This is a genomic window from Actinomycetota bacterium (genome assembly GCA_030684515.1).
GTDB lineage: Bacteria > Actinomycetota > Actinomycetes > S36-B12 > S36-B12 > UBA11398.
Map to the genome: position 1 here is coordinate 189,883 of JAUXVJ010000016.1, position 15,590 is coordinate 205,472.

18 protein-coding genes are annotated in these 15,590 nt (G+C 60.1%); 16 read left to right on the plus strand and 2 right to left on the minus strand.

The genetic code is table 11. The features are described 5' to 3' along the window. The first annotated feature begins 9 nt into the window (after positions 1-9). The gene (gene trmD, locus Q8M73_07420; protein ID MDP2288380.1) at positions 10-714 is read left to right on the plus strand and encodes a tRNA (guanosine(37)-N1)-methyltransferase TrmD; all 705 of its coding nucleotides are present in this window, start codon (positions 10-12) and stop codon (positions 712-714) included. Here trmD and pgm read toward each other — a convergent pair. Beyond that, positions 700-2,358: a phosphoglucomutase (alpha-D-glucose-1,6-bisphosphate-dependent) gene (gene pgm, locus Q8M73_07425; GenBank protein ID MDP2288381.1), complete on the minus strand. Its 1,659-nt coding sequence runs from the start codon at positions 2,356-2,358 to the stop codon at positions 700-702. The genes trmD and pgm overlap by 15 nt on opposite strands. A gap of 198 nt (positions 2,359-2,556) precedes the next feature. On the opposite strand from pgm, the gene rplS reads away from it, so the two are divergent. The 8 genes from rplS to Q8M73_07465 all read left to right on the plus strand — a co-directional run bounded on the left by rplS (position 2,557) and on the right by Q8M73_07465 (position 9,030). Then, the gene (rplS, locus tag Q8M73_07430) at positions 2,557-2,925 is read left to right on the plus strand and encodes a 50S ribosomal protein L19 (protein ID MDP2288382.1); all 369 of its coding nucleotides are present in this window, start codon (positions 2,557-2,559) and stop codon (positions 2,923-2,925) included. Between the two features lie 11 nt (positions 2,926-2,936). After that, positions 2,937-3,590, plus strand: a complete 654-nt coding sequence (gene lepB / locus Q8M73_07435; GenBank protein MDP2288383.1) for a signal peptidase I — start codon at positions 2,937-2,939, stop codon at positions 3,588-3,590. Beyond that, positions 3,590-4,321, plus strand: a complete 732-nt coding sequence (gene lepB, locus Q8M73_07440) for a signal peptidase I (GenBank protein ID MDP2288384.1) — start codon at positions 3,590-3,592, stop codon at positions 4,319-4,321. The genes lepB (Q8M73_07435) and lepB (Q8M73_07440) overlap by 1 nt, the downstream gene beginning before the upstream one ends. After that, complete coding sequence (locus tag Q8M73_07445; protein MDP2288385.1) at positions 4,318-4,977, plus strand: ribonuclease HII; 660 nt, start codon at positions 4,318-4,320, stop codon at positions 4,975-4,977. Before lepB (Q8M73_07440) ends, Q8M73_07445 begins: the two co-directional genes overlap by 4 nt. Before the next feature lie 103 nt (positions 4,978-5,080). Continuing rightward, on the plus strand, positions 5,081-5,440 hold the full coding sequence (locus tag Q8M73_07450) for a YraN family protein (GenBank protein MDP2288386.1): 360 nt from the start codon (positions 5,081-5,083) through the stop codon (positions 5,438-5,440). Further along, positions 5,437-6,957: a YifB family Mg chelatase-like AAA ATPase gene (locus Q8M73_07455; GenBank protein ID MDP2288387.1), complete on the plus strand. Its 1,521-nt coding sequence runs from the start codon at positions 5,437-5,439 to the stop codon at positions 6,955-6,957. Before Q8M73_07450 ends, Q8M73_07455 begins: the two co-directional genes overlap by 4 nt. Beyond that, a complete protein-coding gene (gene dprA, locus Q8M73_07460; protein MDP2288388.1) occupies positions 6,954-8,057 on the plus strand; it encodes a DNA-processing protein DprA in 1,104 nt (367 codons plus the stop codon). Before Q8M73_07455 ends, dprA begins: the two co-directional genes overlap by 4 nt. A 37-nt stretch (positions 8,058-8,094) precedes the next feature. Then, positions 8,095-9,030 (plus strand): tyrosine recombinase XerC, encoded by a 936-nt coding sequence (locus tag Q8M73_07465; protein ID MDP2288389.1) that lies wholly within the window; start codon positions 8,095-8,097, stop codon positions 9,028-9,030. Here Q8M73_07465 and Q8M73_07470 read toward each other — a convergent pair. Then, entirely contained in the window at positions 9,027-9,473 is a 447-nt protein-coding gene (locus Q8M73_07470) for a M23 family metallopeptidase (GenBank protein MDP2288390.1), read from the minus strand. The genes Q8M73_07465 and Q8M73_07470 overlap by 4 nt on opposite strands. A gap of 290 nt (positions 9,474-9,763) precedes the next feature. On the opposite strand from Q8M73_07470, the gene rpsB reads away from it, so the two are divergent. From rpsB to Q8M73_07505, 7 genes are all read left to right on the plus strand, one after another. Further along, complete coding sequence (rpsB, locus tag Q8M73_07475; GenBank protein ID MDP2288391.1) at positions 9,764-10,615, plus strand: 30S ribosomal protein S2; 852 nt, start codon at positions 9,764-9,766, stop codon at positions 10,613-10,615. Between the two features lie 92 nt (positions 10,616-10,707). Then, the gene (gene tsf, locus Q8M73_07480; protein MDP2288392.1) at positions 10,708-11,523 is read left to right on the plus strand and encodes a translation elongation factor Ts; all 816 of its coding nucleotides are present in this window, start codon (positions 10,708-10,710) and stop codon (positions 11,521-11,523) included. A gap of 40 nt (positions 11,524-11,563) precedes the next feature. Beyond that, complete coding sequence (pyrH, locus tag Q8M73_07485) at positions 11,564-12,352, plus strand: UMP kinase (GenBank protein ID MDP2288393.1); 789 nt, start codon at positions 11,564-11,566, stop codon at positions 12,350-12,352. 84 nt (positions 12,353-12,436) lie between these two features. Next, positions 12,437-13,003 (plus strand): ribosome recycling factor, encoded by a 567-nt coding sequence (gene frr / locus Q8M73_07490; GenBank protein ID MDP2288394.1) that lies wholly within the window; start codon positions 12,437-12,439, stop codon positions 13,001-13,003. Positions 13,004-13,005: 2 nt separating this feature from the next. Then, entirely contained in the window at positions 13,006-13,848 is an 843-nt protein-coding gene (locus Q8M73_07495) for a phosphatidate cytidylyltransferase (protein MDP2288395.1), read from the plus strand. Then, a complete protein-coding gene (rlmN, locus tag Q8M73_07500; protein ID MDP2288396.1) occupies positions 13,845-14,957 on the plus strand; it encodes a 23S rRNA (adenine(2503)-C(2))-methyltransferase RlmN in 1,113 nt (370 codons plus the stop codon). Before Q8M73_07495 ends, rlmN begins: the two co-directional genes overlap by 4 nt. Before the next feature lie 47 nt (positions 14,958-15,004). Continuing rightward, positions 15,005-15,586, plus strand: a complete 582-nt coding sequence (locus tag Q8M73_07505; GenBank protein ID MDP2288397.1) for a potassium channel family protein — start codon at positions 15,005-15,007, stop codon at positions 15,584-15,586. The last annotated feature ends 4 nt before the right edge of the window (positions 15,587-15,590 follow it).

A 15,590-nucleotide genomic window follows, 5' to 3' on the forward strand; every position in this document is an offset into this window, starting at 1 on the left:
GGTGCGTTGATGCGAATCGACATTGTTTCGATCTTTCCCGAATACCTGAGCCCGCTGCGACTCTCGCTCATCGGCAAGGCCATCGACGCGGGCACCATTGACCTTCGGCTTCATGATCTGCGCGACTGGACCACGGATCGGCATCGCACCGTCGATGACACTCCGTATGGAGGTGGACCCGGGATGGTCATGAGCCCGGAGCCTTGGGGCAAGGCCCTTGATGACATTCGCGGAAGTGAGCTGAACAAGCCAAGGCTCGTCATCCCTACGCCTTCAGGTGCCAGGTTCGCACAGGCCACCGCGCAGCAGTGGAGTGAGCATCCGTGGTTGGTGTTTGCCTGTGGTCGCTACGAAGGCATTGATGCGCGCTTGGCGCAGTTCTACGGCAGTGACGAGCATTGGGATGGCGTGGCGGAAGTCAGCCTCGGAGATTACGTTCTGGCTGGCGGAGAAGTGGCCGCAATGGTCATGATCGAGGCCGTAGGTCGCTTGCTGCCTGGCGTGCTTGGCAATGAGAGCAGTGCAGTAGACGATTCATTCAGCATCGATGAGTCAGGCCAGATGGTGGAAGGCCCGGTATTCACCAGACCGCAGTCATGGCGTGACCTAGAGGTGCCTGAGGTTCTGCTCAGTGGTCACCATGAGCGCATTGAGCAGTGGCGCGCAGAGCAATCGCGTGCTCGTACTGAGCTGATGCGTTCAGTTGATAGTTGAGTCCACAAGCGTCTGAGCCTCAGTTTGAATCTGCGCCAGATGCTCGGTGCCGGTGAAGGATTCCGCGTAGATCTTGTAGACATCCTCAGTACCAGAGGGCCGCGCCGCAAACCAGCCATGTTCGGTCGTCACCTTGAGCCCGCCGATTGCTGCACCATTGCCCGGTGCCGCTGTGAGGATGCTGGTGATCGACTCGCCTGCAAGTTCGGTGGCCGTGATGGCTGAGGCAGACAGGGCGCCCAGCACAGCCTTCTGCTCACGCGTCGCAGGCGCATCGATCCGTTCGTAGACCGGGTCGCCGAACTCGGCAGTCAATTCTCGATAGCGCACCGAAGGCGAGATCCCGGTGGTAGCCAGCATTTCTGAAGCCAGCAGTGCGGCGATGATTCCGTCCTTGTCGGTTGACCACACCGAGCCATCAAGGCGCAAGAAGGAAGACCCTGCGCTTTCTTCGCCGCCGAAGCCCAAGCTTGCGTCGATGAGTCCTGGCACGAACCACTTGAATCCAACGGGCACTTCAAGCAGGGACCTTCCAAGTGAAGCAGCCACGCGATCGATCATGCATGAACTCACCACCGTCTTGCCGACGCCAGCACCCGCTGCCCAGTGCTCACGGTGCTTGAACAGATAGTCAATGCTCACGGCGAGATAGTGGTTGGGATTCATCAGTCCGTCAGGGGTCACGATCCCGTGTCGGTCAGAATCCGCATCGTTGCCGGTTGCAATGTCATAGTGCGCTCGGTTCTCAATGAGCGAGGCCATTGCATAGGGCGATGAACAGTCCATCCGAATCTGTCCGTCCCAGTCCAAAGTCATGAAGGCCCATGTGGGGTCCACGAACGGATGCACAACCGTGAGGTTCAACTGGTACCTCTCGGCAATCGCCGGCCAGTAGTCCACGCTTGCCCCACCCAGGGGATCCGCACCGATCCGGATGTCGGCGCCTCGAATGGCTTCAAGGTTGATGACCTTGTCGAGTTCGGCCACATAGTTGGCTCGGAAGTCATAGAGCGAGGTGGTGCTCGCCGACATCGCAGCCTGCAAGGGCACTCGCCGGACACCGACGAGTCCGGCGGCAAGGTAGGCATTGGCTCGCGCCTGAATGTCGGCGGTGATGTCCGAACCAGCCGGTCCGCCATGAGGTGGGTTGTACTTGAAGCCGCCATCCTTCGGCGGGTTGTGTGAAGGCGTGATCACCACTCCGTCGGCACGGCGAGGGCTGGATGCTGGCAACTGGCGATTGTGCATGAGGATGGCTACCGAAACGGCTGGTGTTGGGGTGTGGCCCTTGCCGATGTTGAATTCGGCGTCGACCTGTACCCGCACAGCGTTGGCGGCAAAGACCTCAAGTGCCGTTGCCCAGGCGGGTGCGCTCAGCGCATGGGTGTCGCTGCCCATGAACAAGGGCCCCGAGATGCCAGCGGAGTCTCTGTGGTCGCAGATCGCTTGGGAGGTGGCAGCAATGTGGTCCTCATTGAAGGACTGAGTCAGGGCGCTGCCCCGATGCCCCGAAGTGCCGAAGCTGACCCGCTGCGATGGATCCTTGGGGTCTGGATGCAGGCTGTAGTAGGCGGTGATCAGATTGGGGATGAGCACGAGGTCCTCATTCAGCGCCACCTGCCCAGCTCGTGGGTGTGTGCTCATGAAAGCCCCTCCTGTTGCACCTGAGGACATGCTTGCAGTTCGGGGCCGGTGAGGCGAGTTTGGGGGAGCGCAGCCCGATATGGCACACTTCACCAGCCCAGCTCGCCGGTGCTCTGCCACAGGGGATTCGGTTCTTGGGTGCAATTCTCCTCTTAACCATGTGTGGGCGGCCTGTGGCGCTTGCAGGAAGCGATGATCATGAAGACCCTTGATGCAGTAGACGCCGCCTCGTTGCGGACCGATCTGCCAGATTTCCGCGCCGGCGACACCGTGAAGGTGCACGTGAAGGTTGTGGAAGGCAATAAGACTCGAGTGCAGGTATTCCAGGGCGTGGTCATCGGCATCTCCGGCTCAGGCATCGGCGAGACCTTCACGGTCCGCAAGGTCTCCTATGGCACCGGTGTTGAGCGCAAGTTCCCGCTGCATACCCCGATCATCGAGAAGGTCGAGTTGGTCATGCGTGGAGATGTGCGTCGCGCCAAGCTCTACTACCTCCGCGATCTGCGTGGCAAGAAGGCCAAGATTCGCGAGAAGCGCGACAACGCACCAAGCAAGTCAGAGGGCTAGTCGCCTCTTCAGTGCGCGGGCACTCTCGGTGGGAAATCCCGCTGATCTTGCTGGTTGCCGTGCTCGTGGTTCTTGGATTGACTGCGTTCGTAGCAAAGCCCTTCTCGATCCCTTCGGGCTCGATGGAGAGCACCTTGCAGGTCGGCGATCGAGTGTTGGTCAATCGCGTCGTCTACAACCTTCGACCCATCGAGCGTGGTGACGTTGTGGTCTTTGACGGCACTGATTCCTTTGTCGCTCAGGAGTCGGTCGCCAAACGCGACCCGATCACTGGACTCTTGACGTCAGTTGGTCAGTCCTTTGGCCTCTTCGCTCCGGATGGCAACGACTTCGTCAAGAGAGTCATTGGGCTGCCCGGTGATCGCGTGCAGTGTTGCGATACGCAGGGCCGATTGCTCGTCAATGGCACACCGCTGGTTGAGTCGTACATCTTCGATGGAGATCAGCCGAGCTCGGTTGCGTTCAACGTGATCGTGCCTGACGGAAAGCTCTGGGTCATGGGCGATCACCGATCACAGAGCGCTGATTCGCGTGCCCATCTGGGCGACCCGGGCGGCGGAATGGTGCCGGAGTCAAAGGTGATTGGGCGAGTGATGGCCGTCATCTGGCCACCTGCCCGCTGGGGTGCAGTTGCTGCTCCCGACAGTTATGACAAGGTGTCGTAGTGAACGACCAACAACTCGAGCCTTCTGCTGCTCAGTCGAAGCCGAGGAAATCCACCGGATTCCTGGCCGGAGTCCGTGAGTTCGTCACGATCATTATCGTCGCCCTAGTGCTGTCGGCGCTTGTTCGCGCATTCCTGGTTCAGGCCTTCTATGTGCCAAGCGAATCGATGGAAAACACACTGCTTCCCAACGACCGGATCATTGCCTCCAAGATCACTACACACTTCGGTGGTGTCTCGCGTGGTGAGGTAGTGGTCTTCAAGGATCCTGGTGGCTGGCTTGGGCCGCCCAGTCCTTCCGCCGAAGGCATTCGCGGCGCGCTGCACAACGGGTTGACCTTCATCGGATTGCTGCCAAGCGACAGCGGCAGCGATCTCGTCAAGCGAGCTATCGGCATTGCCGGTGACCGCGTCGTGTGCTGCGACTCGGAGCAGCGCATCGTGCTCAACGGCGTTGCATTGAACGAGAGTTACATCATCCAGCCGACAAATCAGGTGAAGTTCGACATCACCGTGCCAGCGGACTCAATATTTATGATGGGTGACAACCGAGGAAACTCACGAGATTCGCGCTATCACCTGGATGTCAACAGCGGGGGAGTGCCGCTTGACAACATTGTCGGGAGAGCCTTCGTTGTCGTGTGGCCGCTGGCACGATTCACCACACTTTCGATTCCCGACATCTTTGCCGACCCTGCCTTGCAGAATCAGAGCGCTACGCCAGGCTCGTGATCGCTCCAACTCTGCGTGTTGAGCACGGTCTCATCAAGGCTGGACACTCGACTGTTGCCGGGATCGACGAGGTTGGGCGTGGTGCACTTGCTGGTCCCGTGAGTGTCGGAGTCGTCGTTGTTCATAGCGGCATCCGCGAAGTGCTCCTTGGCGTGCGCGACAGCAAGGACCTCACTCCAAATGCACGCAATGCGCTTGTGCCCAAGATCAAGACCTGGGCTGGTGATTTCGCCGTAGGCCACGCCAGCCCGGATGAAATCGACGAAGTCGGCATCATTGGCGCCTTGCGGATTGCCGGTCATCGAGCCTTGCGCTCGCTGCGCGAACTGCCAGATGTCGTGCTGCTGGACGGCAGCCATGACTGGTTCACCCCACCGGATCAGGTGTCCTTTGTCGAGTTGGCAGCAGGCCTGTTGGACTCAGTGCCCCCCGTTGTCACGAAGGTGAAAGCCGATCAGTCGTGCGCAAGTGTCGCGGCGGCAAGTGTGCTTGCCAAAGTCGAGCGAGATGAACTGATGACCAGGCTCGCCCGCGATTACCCGCCGTATCAGTGGCAGGACAACAAGGGCTACGCCTCGGTCTCACATATTGCCGCGTTAGGTGAGTTTGGCGCCTGCGCCCAGCATCGACGTTCGTGGAAGCTGCCAGGGCTCTAGTCGATATCCCCAACGCTGGTCACCTTGGGCAAGCCACACAGGGCCCTTTGCGCCTCGTGCTCGGACACCAATCAGCAGGCAACATCCGTGCTGGAGGTTTCACATGCGAAGCAGTCAGGCACTTGGAAAGTACGGTGAAGACCTTGCCGAAGAATTCCTGAAGCAGCAAGGTCTGGAGATTCTTGATCGCAATTGGCGGTGTGATGTTGGTGAAATCGACATCGTTGCCCGAGACGGACATGCGCTTGTCATTTGTGAGGTCAAGACTCGAAGCTCACACCAACTTGGATCTCCAGCAGAAGCCATCACTGTGCGAAAACTACGGCGTCTTCGGCATCTGGCCTTCCGTTGGCTTGAGGCGCATCAGGCGCACGTACCAGAAGTTCGTATCGACGTCGTCTGCATCGTTCAACCAGCCTGGGGGGCAGCCGAGATTGAGCATCTTCGAGCAGTGGGCGCATGACACTGGCGCAGGTCTGGGGTGTTGCTCCGGCAGGCATCAGTGCAATTCTGGTGAAGGTCGAAGTCGATGTGTCTCAAGGACTGCCCAGCGTCGGCGTTGTTGGGCTAGCCCAGACATCTGTCAACGAATCGCGATGGCGAGTGCGTTCGGCGATCATCAATTCCTCATTGGTCTGGCCGAATTCTCGAATCACCATTGGGCTTTGGCCCGCCGATCTACCCAAGACGGGCACCAGTTTGGATCTTCCGATTGCCGTGGGAATCCTGCAGGCAACCCAGCAGGTGGGCGCCACTGAATCCGGCATGACCTTCATCGGCGAACTTGGCCTTGATGGCGGGGTGCGACCTGTGCCGGGCGCGCTGGCCGCAGCCATCGCTGCCGCCCGCGAAGGCTTCACGCGGGTGGTGGTGTGTCCCGGCAACGCTCGGGCCGTCATGGCCATTCCAGGGTTGGAGCCGGTGATCATCAGCAAGCTTTCGCAACTGGTTGGGGTGCTCTCAGGGTCCGAGCAACAAGAGCCTCGCCCGATGCTCTGTGCAGACGAAGTTTCGTTCGATGACTCGCCAGACTTTGCGGACGTGCGTGGTCACGAATTCGCTCGGCTTGCGCTCGAAGTGGCAGCTGCTGGTGGCCATCACATGGCCATGGTGGGTCCGCCTGGCGTTGGCAAGACCATGCTGGCTCAACGACTGCCGGGCATTCTTCCGCCACTCAGCTCAGCTCTGTCCTTGGAAGTGACCGCGATCCATGCCCTGGCCGGCACCTTGAGCACAGATCACGGGCTGATGTCCAGGCCACCGTTTATCGCACCCCACCACTCAATCTCGGTAGGAGCGATGCTTGGAGCTGTTCGATCCGGCAAGCTCGTGCCCGGGGCTGTGACGCTCGCGCACGGGGGAGTCTTGTTCCTGGATGAAGCTCCCGAATTTGCGCGCCCATGCCTGGAAGGCTTGCGCCAGCCTTTGGAGCAGGGCGCGCTGTCATTGATGCGCGTTGAGCGAGGCTTGTCAGCTCCTGCCAGATTTCAATTGGTCATCGCAGCCAACCCATGCCCATGTGGAATGGCCACCGATCGGGCCGAAGCCTGCAGGTGCACACCTATGGCCAAGCGCCGATATTCAGAGCGACTATCAGGGCCACTGCTTGATCGGGTCGATATTCGATGCACAGTGTCCGGACCACCTGTATCGCAGATGCGCGCGGATCTGGCGGAATCGAGTGCAGTGATCGCACAGCGGGTGGCCCAAGCCCGTGACCGTGCGCTGCACAGATTTCGTCTGCACGACTGGCGATGCAATGCGCAGGCATCTGGGCGTCGTCTCCGTAGAGAATTCTCGCCACGTGACGATGGGATCTCGCTGCTCATGGACGCAGAGCGGCGCGGACTCAATCCGCGCGGCAGCGATCGAGTGCTGCGCTTGGCATGGACACTTGCTGATCTTGCGGCAGCAGACCGGCCCGGACGCGAGCAAGTGTCCATGGCTCTGGCCCTTCGCAATCAGGAGCAAGGGCAATGACCGCAGATGCCTTGCTGACTCTTGCTCATGTCGTAGAGCCCGGAGACCAGCGCATCGGAGCGCTTGTGGAAGATCTGGGTGCGGTTGAAGTCGTTGCCCGCATTCGAGACGGTTCAATTCACAGTCGTCACGAGGATGCTTTGCGAGCGCGCCTGTCATTGGTTGATCTCGATGACGTTCGAAAGAAGGCTGACGAGCGAGGTGTGCGCCTTGTGATGCGTGGTGATGCCGAATGGCCATCGCAACTCGACGATCTTGGTGCTGCCCGCCCATACGTCCTGTGGGTGCTCGGCAGCCCAAATCTGCGCCTTGCGGCACTGAAATCTGTGGCGATGATTGGAGCTCGCGCGTCAACTCCCTACGGGGAGCGTATTGCCCGCGAATGGAGCGGTCAGCTCAGCGATCTGGGATGGCTCGTGGTGTCTGGCGGTGCCTATGGCATTGACGCCGCTGTGCACAGAGGGGCTCTTGCCGCAGGCGGACTCACGGCGTGCGTGCTGGCTACCGGGATCGATGTGGCGTATCCCAGGGCACACGAAGAACTACTGGCGCGTATTGCGGACAGCGGACTTCTCATCTCTGAGTCACCATTGGGCGTGCAAGCGCGACGACAGCGATTTCTCACCCGCAACAGGGTGATTGCAGCGCTGACGAGAGCCACCGTCGTGGTGGAGGCAGCGCTTCGTTCAGGCACCACTTCCACTGCCAACAGCGCCTTCACTCTCAACCGCCCAGTGCTTGCCGTCCCAGGGCCAACCACCTCGCCAATGTCAGCTGGGTGTCATCACCTGATCCGTGAACACGCAGCCACCCTCGCAGCGGGATGGTCAGACATTCTTGAATTCCTGGGTGCTGGGAGTCTGGAGTCGGCAAGTGCTGACTCCAAGCGCTTGGCTGCACACAGTCGGCCAACAGATGTTCTGAATGAAATCCAGGCGCGCGTATTGGATGCCTTCCCTGGATCACGCCCAATCGATCTGCAGCAGCTGCTGATCGAGTCAGGCGTGGGTACTCACGCCTTACTCGGCGCGCTTGGAACCCTGGAAATGCTCAACTTCGTCGTGCGTTCAAATGATGGCTGGCGAATAGTGCGCGCCTGAGCATTCAGTTTCAACCTTCGTTTGCGACCATAGCGGCGTGGTCAGTTCACCTGTTGAATTAGCACCCGCGTTCGCGGATGCACTCTCGGGCTTCGAGCGACATCTGACACTTGAACGCAATCGAAGCGTGCACACTGTTCGCGCGTACACATCAGACGTCACTGCGCTGCTGATCTTTGCCAGCGCAAGGAACTGCGATCAGCTCGCACACATCGATCTCGGACTCCTGCGCGATTGGTTGGGTGAGCAGCACCAAGCGGGACATTCGCGAAGCACGATTGCCCGTCGCGCAGCCTCCGTTCGTGCCTTCACGGCTTGGTGTGAGCGGCGAGGGCTGATTGCTTCGGATCCAAGTCGCCGTTTGAAGAGCCCGCGGGTGCCACACAAGCTGCCAATCGTCCTCGATGTGGCTGAGGCAGCGCAGTTGATGGATCTCGCTGCCGAGCGCGCGCTCGATGAAGACCCGGTAGCTGCGCGCGATCGCGCTCTTGTGGAGCTGCTCTATGGCACGGGGGTGCGTGTCTCTGAGCTCTGTCTACTGGATCTTGCAGATATCGCGTGGGATTCGCGCACGGTTCGTGTGCTGGGCAAGGGTCGCAAGGAACGGGTCGTGCCCTATGGCATTCCGGCCGAGCGAGCCCTGCAGTCTTGGCTTCGCCTGCGCGAGGCCTTGGCCAGACCGAGCTCGCCGCCTGCGGTCTTCCTTGGCGTGCGCGGCAATCGACTGGATCCTCGGGCCGCGCGAACCGTCGTCGTCACCCTTACTCAGCAAGCGCATCTGCCCCGGCTTGCCCCCCATGGCCTGCGACATTCAGCGGCCACTCATGTGCTCGAAGGTGGGGCCGATCTGCGGGCTGTTCAAGAACTCCTGGGCCACGCTTCCCTTGCCACAACTCAGCAGTACACCCACGTTTCAGTGGAGCGGCTGCGGTCAGCCTTTGATCAGGCTCATCCGCGAGCCGCCCACGACTAGTCGGACAAAGGCTTCAATACCGCGTATCGCGAGTCCCATAGGGCCAAGGGATCGCGGTACTGGCCGTGCCTTGGGTCTTTGAGCCCAAGATGGAGGCAGCGATCCGCGCAATGGCCCCCGACCCGCGCGATTGAGCCGATCAACTGACCGCCCCTCACCACATCGCCTGGGCGCACCACTCCGGTTACTGGCTCGTAGGTGGATCTCAAGCCCAACTCCGGGTGCTCGATGCTGATGACCGGTTTTCCGGCGATTATGCCCGCGAAGACGACCGTTCCCGGTCCGATCGCAGCCACGCTTGTGCCGGTTTCAGCAGCGAAATCCACTCCACGGTGTCCCGCCGACCAGCGCTGTTGGGCAGGCGCAAAGTCCAGCAGTACCTCTGCACCGGGAATTGGTGCCAGCCACTGGCTCAGGATCGTGACGAGGGCGAACAGGATCATCTGGTGACTGTGAGGGGGTAGGCGCTGCTGCCGCGAGTCCCAAGATGCCCATCGTGGAGCAGATTTCGCGCTTACCGGCCTGTGGACACAGCAGTGTGGGGGTTGCCCTAGACTTCAGCCACCTCAGAAATGAGGAATTCGCATGATCCCGTGCTCAGCCCACTGGTTGAGACGACTTGCTCGGTCCCGCTTCATGCGGGTGTGAGTCGGTGGTTCATCAGGGGATCAGGTCAGCCGATCTGGTCCAAAGAACCGAAGCGTCAGCAATGACGCGTAGAAGGAGTGCCGTCATGGCAGTTGTCACCATGCGCCAGCTACTCGATAGCGGTGTGCATTTCGGGCATCAGACCCGTCGTTGGAATCCCAAGATGAAGCGCTTCATCCTCACCGAGCGCAATGGCATCTACATCATCGATCTGCAGCAGTCCCTTGCATTCATCGACAGTGCCTACGAGTACGTGAAGGAGACCGTCGCCCACGGCGGCACCATCATGTTCGTTGGCACCAAGAAGCAGGGCCATGACGCGATCGCTGAGCAGGCCACCCGCGTTGGCATGCCATATGTCAACGAGCGTTGGCTCGGCGGAATGCTGACCAATTTCCAGACCGTCTCCAAGCGCATCTCGCGCCTGAAGGAGCTGGAGAACATGGATCTGGTCAACGTTGCCGGATCCGGTTTCACCAAGAAGGAACTCCTCATGATGCGTCGTGAGAAGGACAAGCTCTCCAAGGTTCTCGGTGGTATTCGTGAAATGGGCAAGGTCCCCAGCGCCCTTTGGATCGTTGACACCAAGAAGGAGCACATCGCCGTCGGCGAGGCGCACAAGCTCGGCATTCCCGTGATCGCAGTGCTCGACACCAACTGTGATCCCGACGAGGTCGACTTCCCAATCCCAGGCAACGACGATGCAATTCGCTCCGTCGCGCTGCTGACCCGTGTGATTGCAGATGCCGTTGCTGAGGGCTTGATGGCCCGCGCCAGTCGCGCGTCAGGGCTTTCAGAGCCAGCACCGGAGCCATTGGCCGAGTGGGAGCGCGAGTTGCTCGAAGGCGCGGACGCGGCAGTTGCCGCAGAGGTTGTCGTTGAGCCGGCAGCAGTTGCAGAAGAAGCGCCAGTCGCGGATCAAATCCCGATCGTCTAGTTCTCCCCGGTGGCCGTCTGTAGCACAGACGGCCACCGGTTCCATGTCATCCCCAGGCCTCACTCATTACGTCAGCAAAGGAATACATCGCCATGGCGAATATCACTGCCGCCGAAGTCAAGAAGCTCCGCGACTACACCGCCGCGGGCATGATGGAATGCAAGCGCGCCCTCGAAGAATCTGATGGCGACTTCGACAAGGCCGTCGAACTCCTGCGCATCTCCGGAGCCGCCAAGGCTGCCAAGCGCGGCGCCGAGCGCGAGGCCTCCAACGGACTTGTCGCCGCAAGTGGCAATGCGCTTGTCGAATTGCTCTGCGAGACTGATTTCGTCGCCAAGAATGCCGATTTCCAGGCCCTGGCCGATGCAATCGTGCTGGCTGTCGCCGAGGGACAGTTCGCTGACGCAGAGGCTGCCAACGCTGCCACCCTTGCTGATGGTCGTACGGCAGCAGGTGCCATTGCCGAGATGGCCGGCGTGATTGGTGAGGTCATCACCATCGGGCGCGTTGCCGTGCTCCCAGCCCCGGTCACGGTCTACCTGCACCGACGCTCCTCAGACCTGCCCGCTCAGGTCGGCGTCATGGTGGCCTACACAGGCCAAGAGGACGCTGCTCGTGGCGCTGCCATGCAGATCGCTGCCATGCGTCCGCAGTTCCTCACCCGCGACGAGGTTCCAGCCGAAGTTGTCGAAAGTGAGCGACGCATCGCCGAGGCAACTGCCAAGGAGGAGGGCAAGCCTGAGGCTGCGATGTCCAAGATCATCGAGGGCCGCGTGAACTCCTTCTTCAAGGACAACGTGCTCTTGGAGCAGGCCAGCGTCGTGGAGCAGAAGCAGTCCGTTGCTCAGGTGCTCGCCTCAGCGAACACCGAAGTTTCGGCATTCGTGCGTTTCGAGATTGGTCAGTAACTCCCACTAAGGTCTAATCGAGCAACCGAGGGGATGGCAGATGGCACACACAGCAGGCACCGGGGCCATCCAAGAATCTCTCGAAGGCACGATTTCAACTTGGCCAGCAGTGCCGCAGGGCGGTTGGCAGCGGGTGTTGCTGAAATTGTCCGGAGAGGCCTTTGCCGGAGGTGGGGGGCTCGGCGTTGATCCTGACGTCGTGGCCTCGATTGCCAGGCAGATCGCTGATGTCGTCCACGGCGGTACCGAAGTTGCTGTGGTCATCGGTGGCGGCAACTACTTCCGGGGCGCCGAATTGTCCGAACGAGGCATGGATCGCGCGCGTGCCGACTACATGGGCATGCTCGGCACCGTGATGAACTGCCTGGCTCTGCAGGATTTCTGCGAAAAGGCTGGAGTGGAAACTCGCGTCCAGACCGCCATCACCATGGGGCAGGTCGCCGAGCCATACATCCCACGCAAGGCCATGCGTCATCTCGACAAAGGCCGGGTGGTGATCTTCGGTGCTGGCCTTGGCCAGCCCTACTTCTCCACCGACACCACCGCTGCTCAGCGGGCTCTTGAAATCGGCGCTGAGGTCGTGCTCATGGCCAAGGGCGTCGATGGGGTCTATGACGCTGATCCGCGCACAAATCCTGATGCCACCCGATTCACGACGCTGACCCACGATGAAGTACTGGCTCGCAACCTCAAGGTGGCTGACGCCACGGCCATCAGTCTTTGTCGCGACAATGCCCTGCCGCTGGTGGTGTTCAACTTGCTCGTTGACGGCAATATTGCGCGCGCTGTCCGAGGCGAGACCATCGGTACCTTAGTGTCGAGTTTTTGAACGAGCGGTGTCCTGCAATGCAAGATTGGCGCAAGAGCAGTGGTCAGCACAGCAATTGCCCCACAAGCAATCAAGGAGTACAAGATGAGTGACGAAATCGACGAGATCCTCCTTGACGCGGAGGATCGCATGGACAAGGCCATCGCGGTGGCTCGTGAAGATTTCGCCACCATTCGCACCGGCCGCGCTACTCCTGCGATGTTCAACAAGATTGTCGTCGACTACTACGGGGCCTACACCCCGTTGAATCAGTTGGCGTCATTCCAGACTCCTGAAGCCCGAATGATCATCATCTCGCCCTACGACAAGGGTGCTTTTGCTGGCATTGAGAAGGCACTGCGCGACAGTGATCTCGGCATCAACCCGACCTCAGATGGCAGCGTCATTCGCATTGTGCTGCCGCAGTTGACTGAAGAGCGCCGCCGGGAGTTCATCAAGGTAGCCAAGACAAAGGCCGAGGACGCGCGCATTTCCATCCGCAACATCCGCCGCCATGCCAAGGACGGCTTGGACAAGCTCCAAAAGGATGGCGACGCGGGAGAGGATGATGTGCGCCGCGCCGAAAAGGCGCTCGACGAATTCACCCACAAGCATGTAGAGCACATCGACGAAGTGCTGAAGCATAAAGAAGCAGAACTGCTCGAGGTCTAGTGGTGGAGCCTGGCTCGCCAACTGCTGCACGCAATTCGCGGGCTGGTCGCAACCTGCCCGCTGCGATTGCCACCGGCGTCGGCCTGCTCCTGCTGTGTCTGATCACGCTGTTCACGTACAAGTGGACATTCGCCGTGGTTGTCGCCATTGCCATGGTGATCGCGGTCTGGGAATTCAGCAACGCGTTCAGGCAGCATGGGATTGCACTGACGCGCATTCCGGTCGTGCTCGCAGCAGCGGTGATGCCGTTGGCGGCATTCTGGTACGGAGTCACCGGTCAGCTGGTGGTAATGGGCTTCGCGGTTCTGACGGTCATCTTCTGGCGTATTCCACGTGGTGCCGATGGCTACCTGAAGGACGTCACATCGAGCATCTTTGTGATGGCCTATCTGCCCTTCATGGCCAGCTTCTTGATGCTGACCCTGGCCACCGACAACGGGCCTATGCGAGTTCTTGTGTTTGTCTTGCTCACCGCCGGCAATGACATTGGCGGATATGCCGCCGGAGTGCTCTTTGGGAAGCATCCGATCGCTCCATCGATCAGCCCCAAGAAGTCCTGGGAAGGCTTGGCAGGCTCGCTGGCGCTGCAGACCGCTGTGGGCATCGGCAGCTTTGTGATCTTGCTCGATGCGCCTGCCTGGCAAGGAGCCGTGGCGGGCATCGTTTTGTGCTTCACCGCAACTGCAGGAGACTTTGCTGAATCAGCAGTAAAGCGTGATTTGGGGATCAAGGACATGGGCAAGTTGTTGCCAGGGCATGGTGGAGTAATGGATCGCTTGGATTCGCTTATTCCCAACGCGTTCACCAGTTGGGCCCTGTACACGATGTTCCTGGGCTCAGCATGAGTTCCGCACAGCTCCCCGGAGAATTGGTGATGGAGGCACCCAGGCGCGGCAAGCCACCTACGCACCTGCTGGATCTCGATACCGCTGAACGTCGTGCTGCAGTCACCGAACTCGGGCTGCCTGCATTTCGCGCCGATCAGGTCTCGCGTCAGTGGCTCACGCGGCTCTCCGATGATCCTGATTCCTGGACCGATGTCCCGGTGGCTGCGCGCACCGCCATCAAGGACTCCTTGCTGCCCAATGTGCTGACTGCGATTCGCGTGATCTCGTGTGATGCCGGGCAGACGGTCAAGACGGTCTGGCGCCTGCACGATGGAGCGCTCGTTGAGAGCGTTCTGATGCGCTATCCCGATCGCGTCACGATGTGCATCTCCAGTCAGGCTGGCTGCGGCATGAACTGTCCTTTCTGCGCAACCGGACAAGGCGGGCTGCAGCGCAATATGTCCACGGCTGAGATCGTTGAGCAGGTGCTCGCCGGAGCGCGCTCGCTTGAGCGTGATGAGATTGCCGGAGGTCCTGGACGAGTCTCCAACATTGTCTTCATGGGCATGGGGGAGCCGATGGCCAACTACAAGTCGGTGATCGCCGCCATTCACCGCATCAATGATCCTTCGCCAGGTGGCATGGGCATCGGTGCACGCGGCATCACCTTGTCAACCGTTGGACTCGTGCCGCGTATGCGCCAGCTCGCCGACGAAGGTTTGCCAGTTACCTTGGCTGTCTCCTTGCATGCGCCCGATGATGAGCTCCGCGACACTCTTGTGCCGATCAACACGCGCTACCCCGTTCGCGAGGTACTCGATGCGGCATGGGAGTACGCCGACAAGACTCATAGACGGGTCAGCATCGAGTACGCCCTGATCAAGGGCATCAATGACCAAGCCTTCCGCGCTGAAAAACTTGCCCGACTGCTTGAAGGCGAGTTAGTGCACGTCAATCTCATTCCCTTGAACCCGACACCTGGTTCAAAGTGGACTGCCTCCTTGCCGCGCGATGAGGCAGCCTTTGTTCGCATCCTTCGCAATCGTGGAGTGCAGGTAACCGTGCGCGACACGCGCGGGCGTGAGATCGATGGGGCTTGCGGGCAGCTGGCCGCCACCACTTCCTGAGGCTTGCCTACCAGTTTTCGACTTGCCGCTCTGCCAAACTTTGGGCCATGCCTGTACTTGATGTTCCTCGCCCGAAGTTCAATTGGGAGTTCTTCAAAGTCATCGCAGCTTCGATTCTGCGCACGGCAGTTGGGTTCATTGCCATCATGTGGGCGCTGTCGCTGGTACCCGAGACTCCTGATTACACCCTGTGGCGCCCGATCCTGATCGTGGTGTTCGGCGTCACGATGTACATCTTCTTCTTCACGCGCCAATTGCGTCGGGTATCGAACTCCCGCTTTCCTGCGGTCAGCGCTTTCGAGACGCTCATCCTTGTCGCAGCAATGTTCCTGGCCTTCTTTGCCGCGATCTACGTGATGATGTCCGCCTCGGACCCATCTTCATTCACCGAACCGCTGGACCATTTCAGCGCCTTTTACTTTGCCCTCACCGTGCTGGCGACGGTCGGCTTCGGTGACATCACTCCGGTGCAAGGTAATGCTCGGCTGGTCTGCATGGTGCAGATGGGGATCGACATCGTCTTCATCGCGGTGTTGATTCGAGCAGTCAGCAGCGCCGCCCAGAATTCATCGGCCTACAAAGCTCGCGCAGCCGAAGGGAAGACCAACTCGATCGCCGCTGACCTCTAGAGTC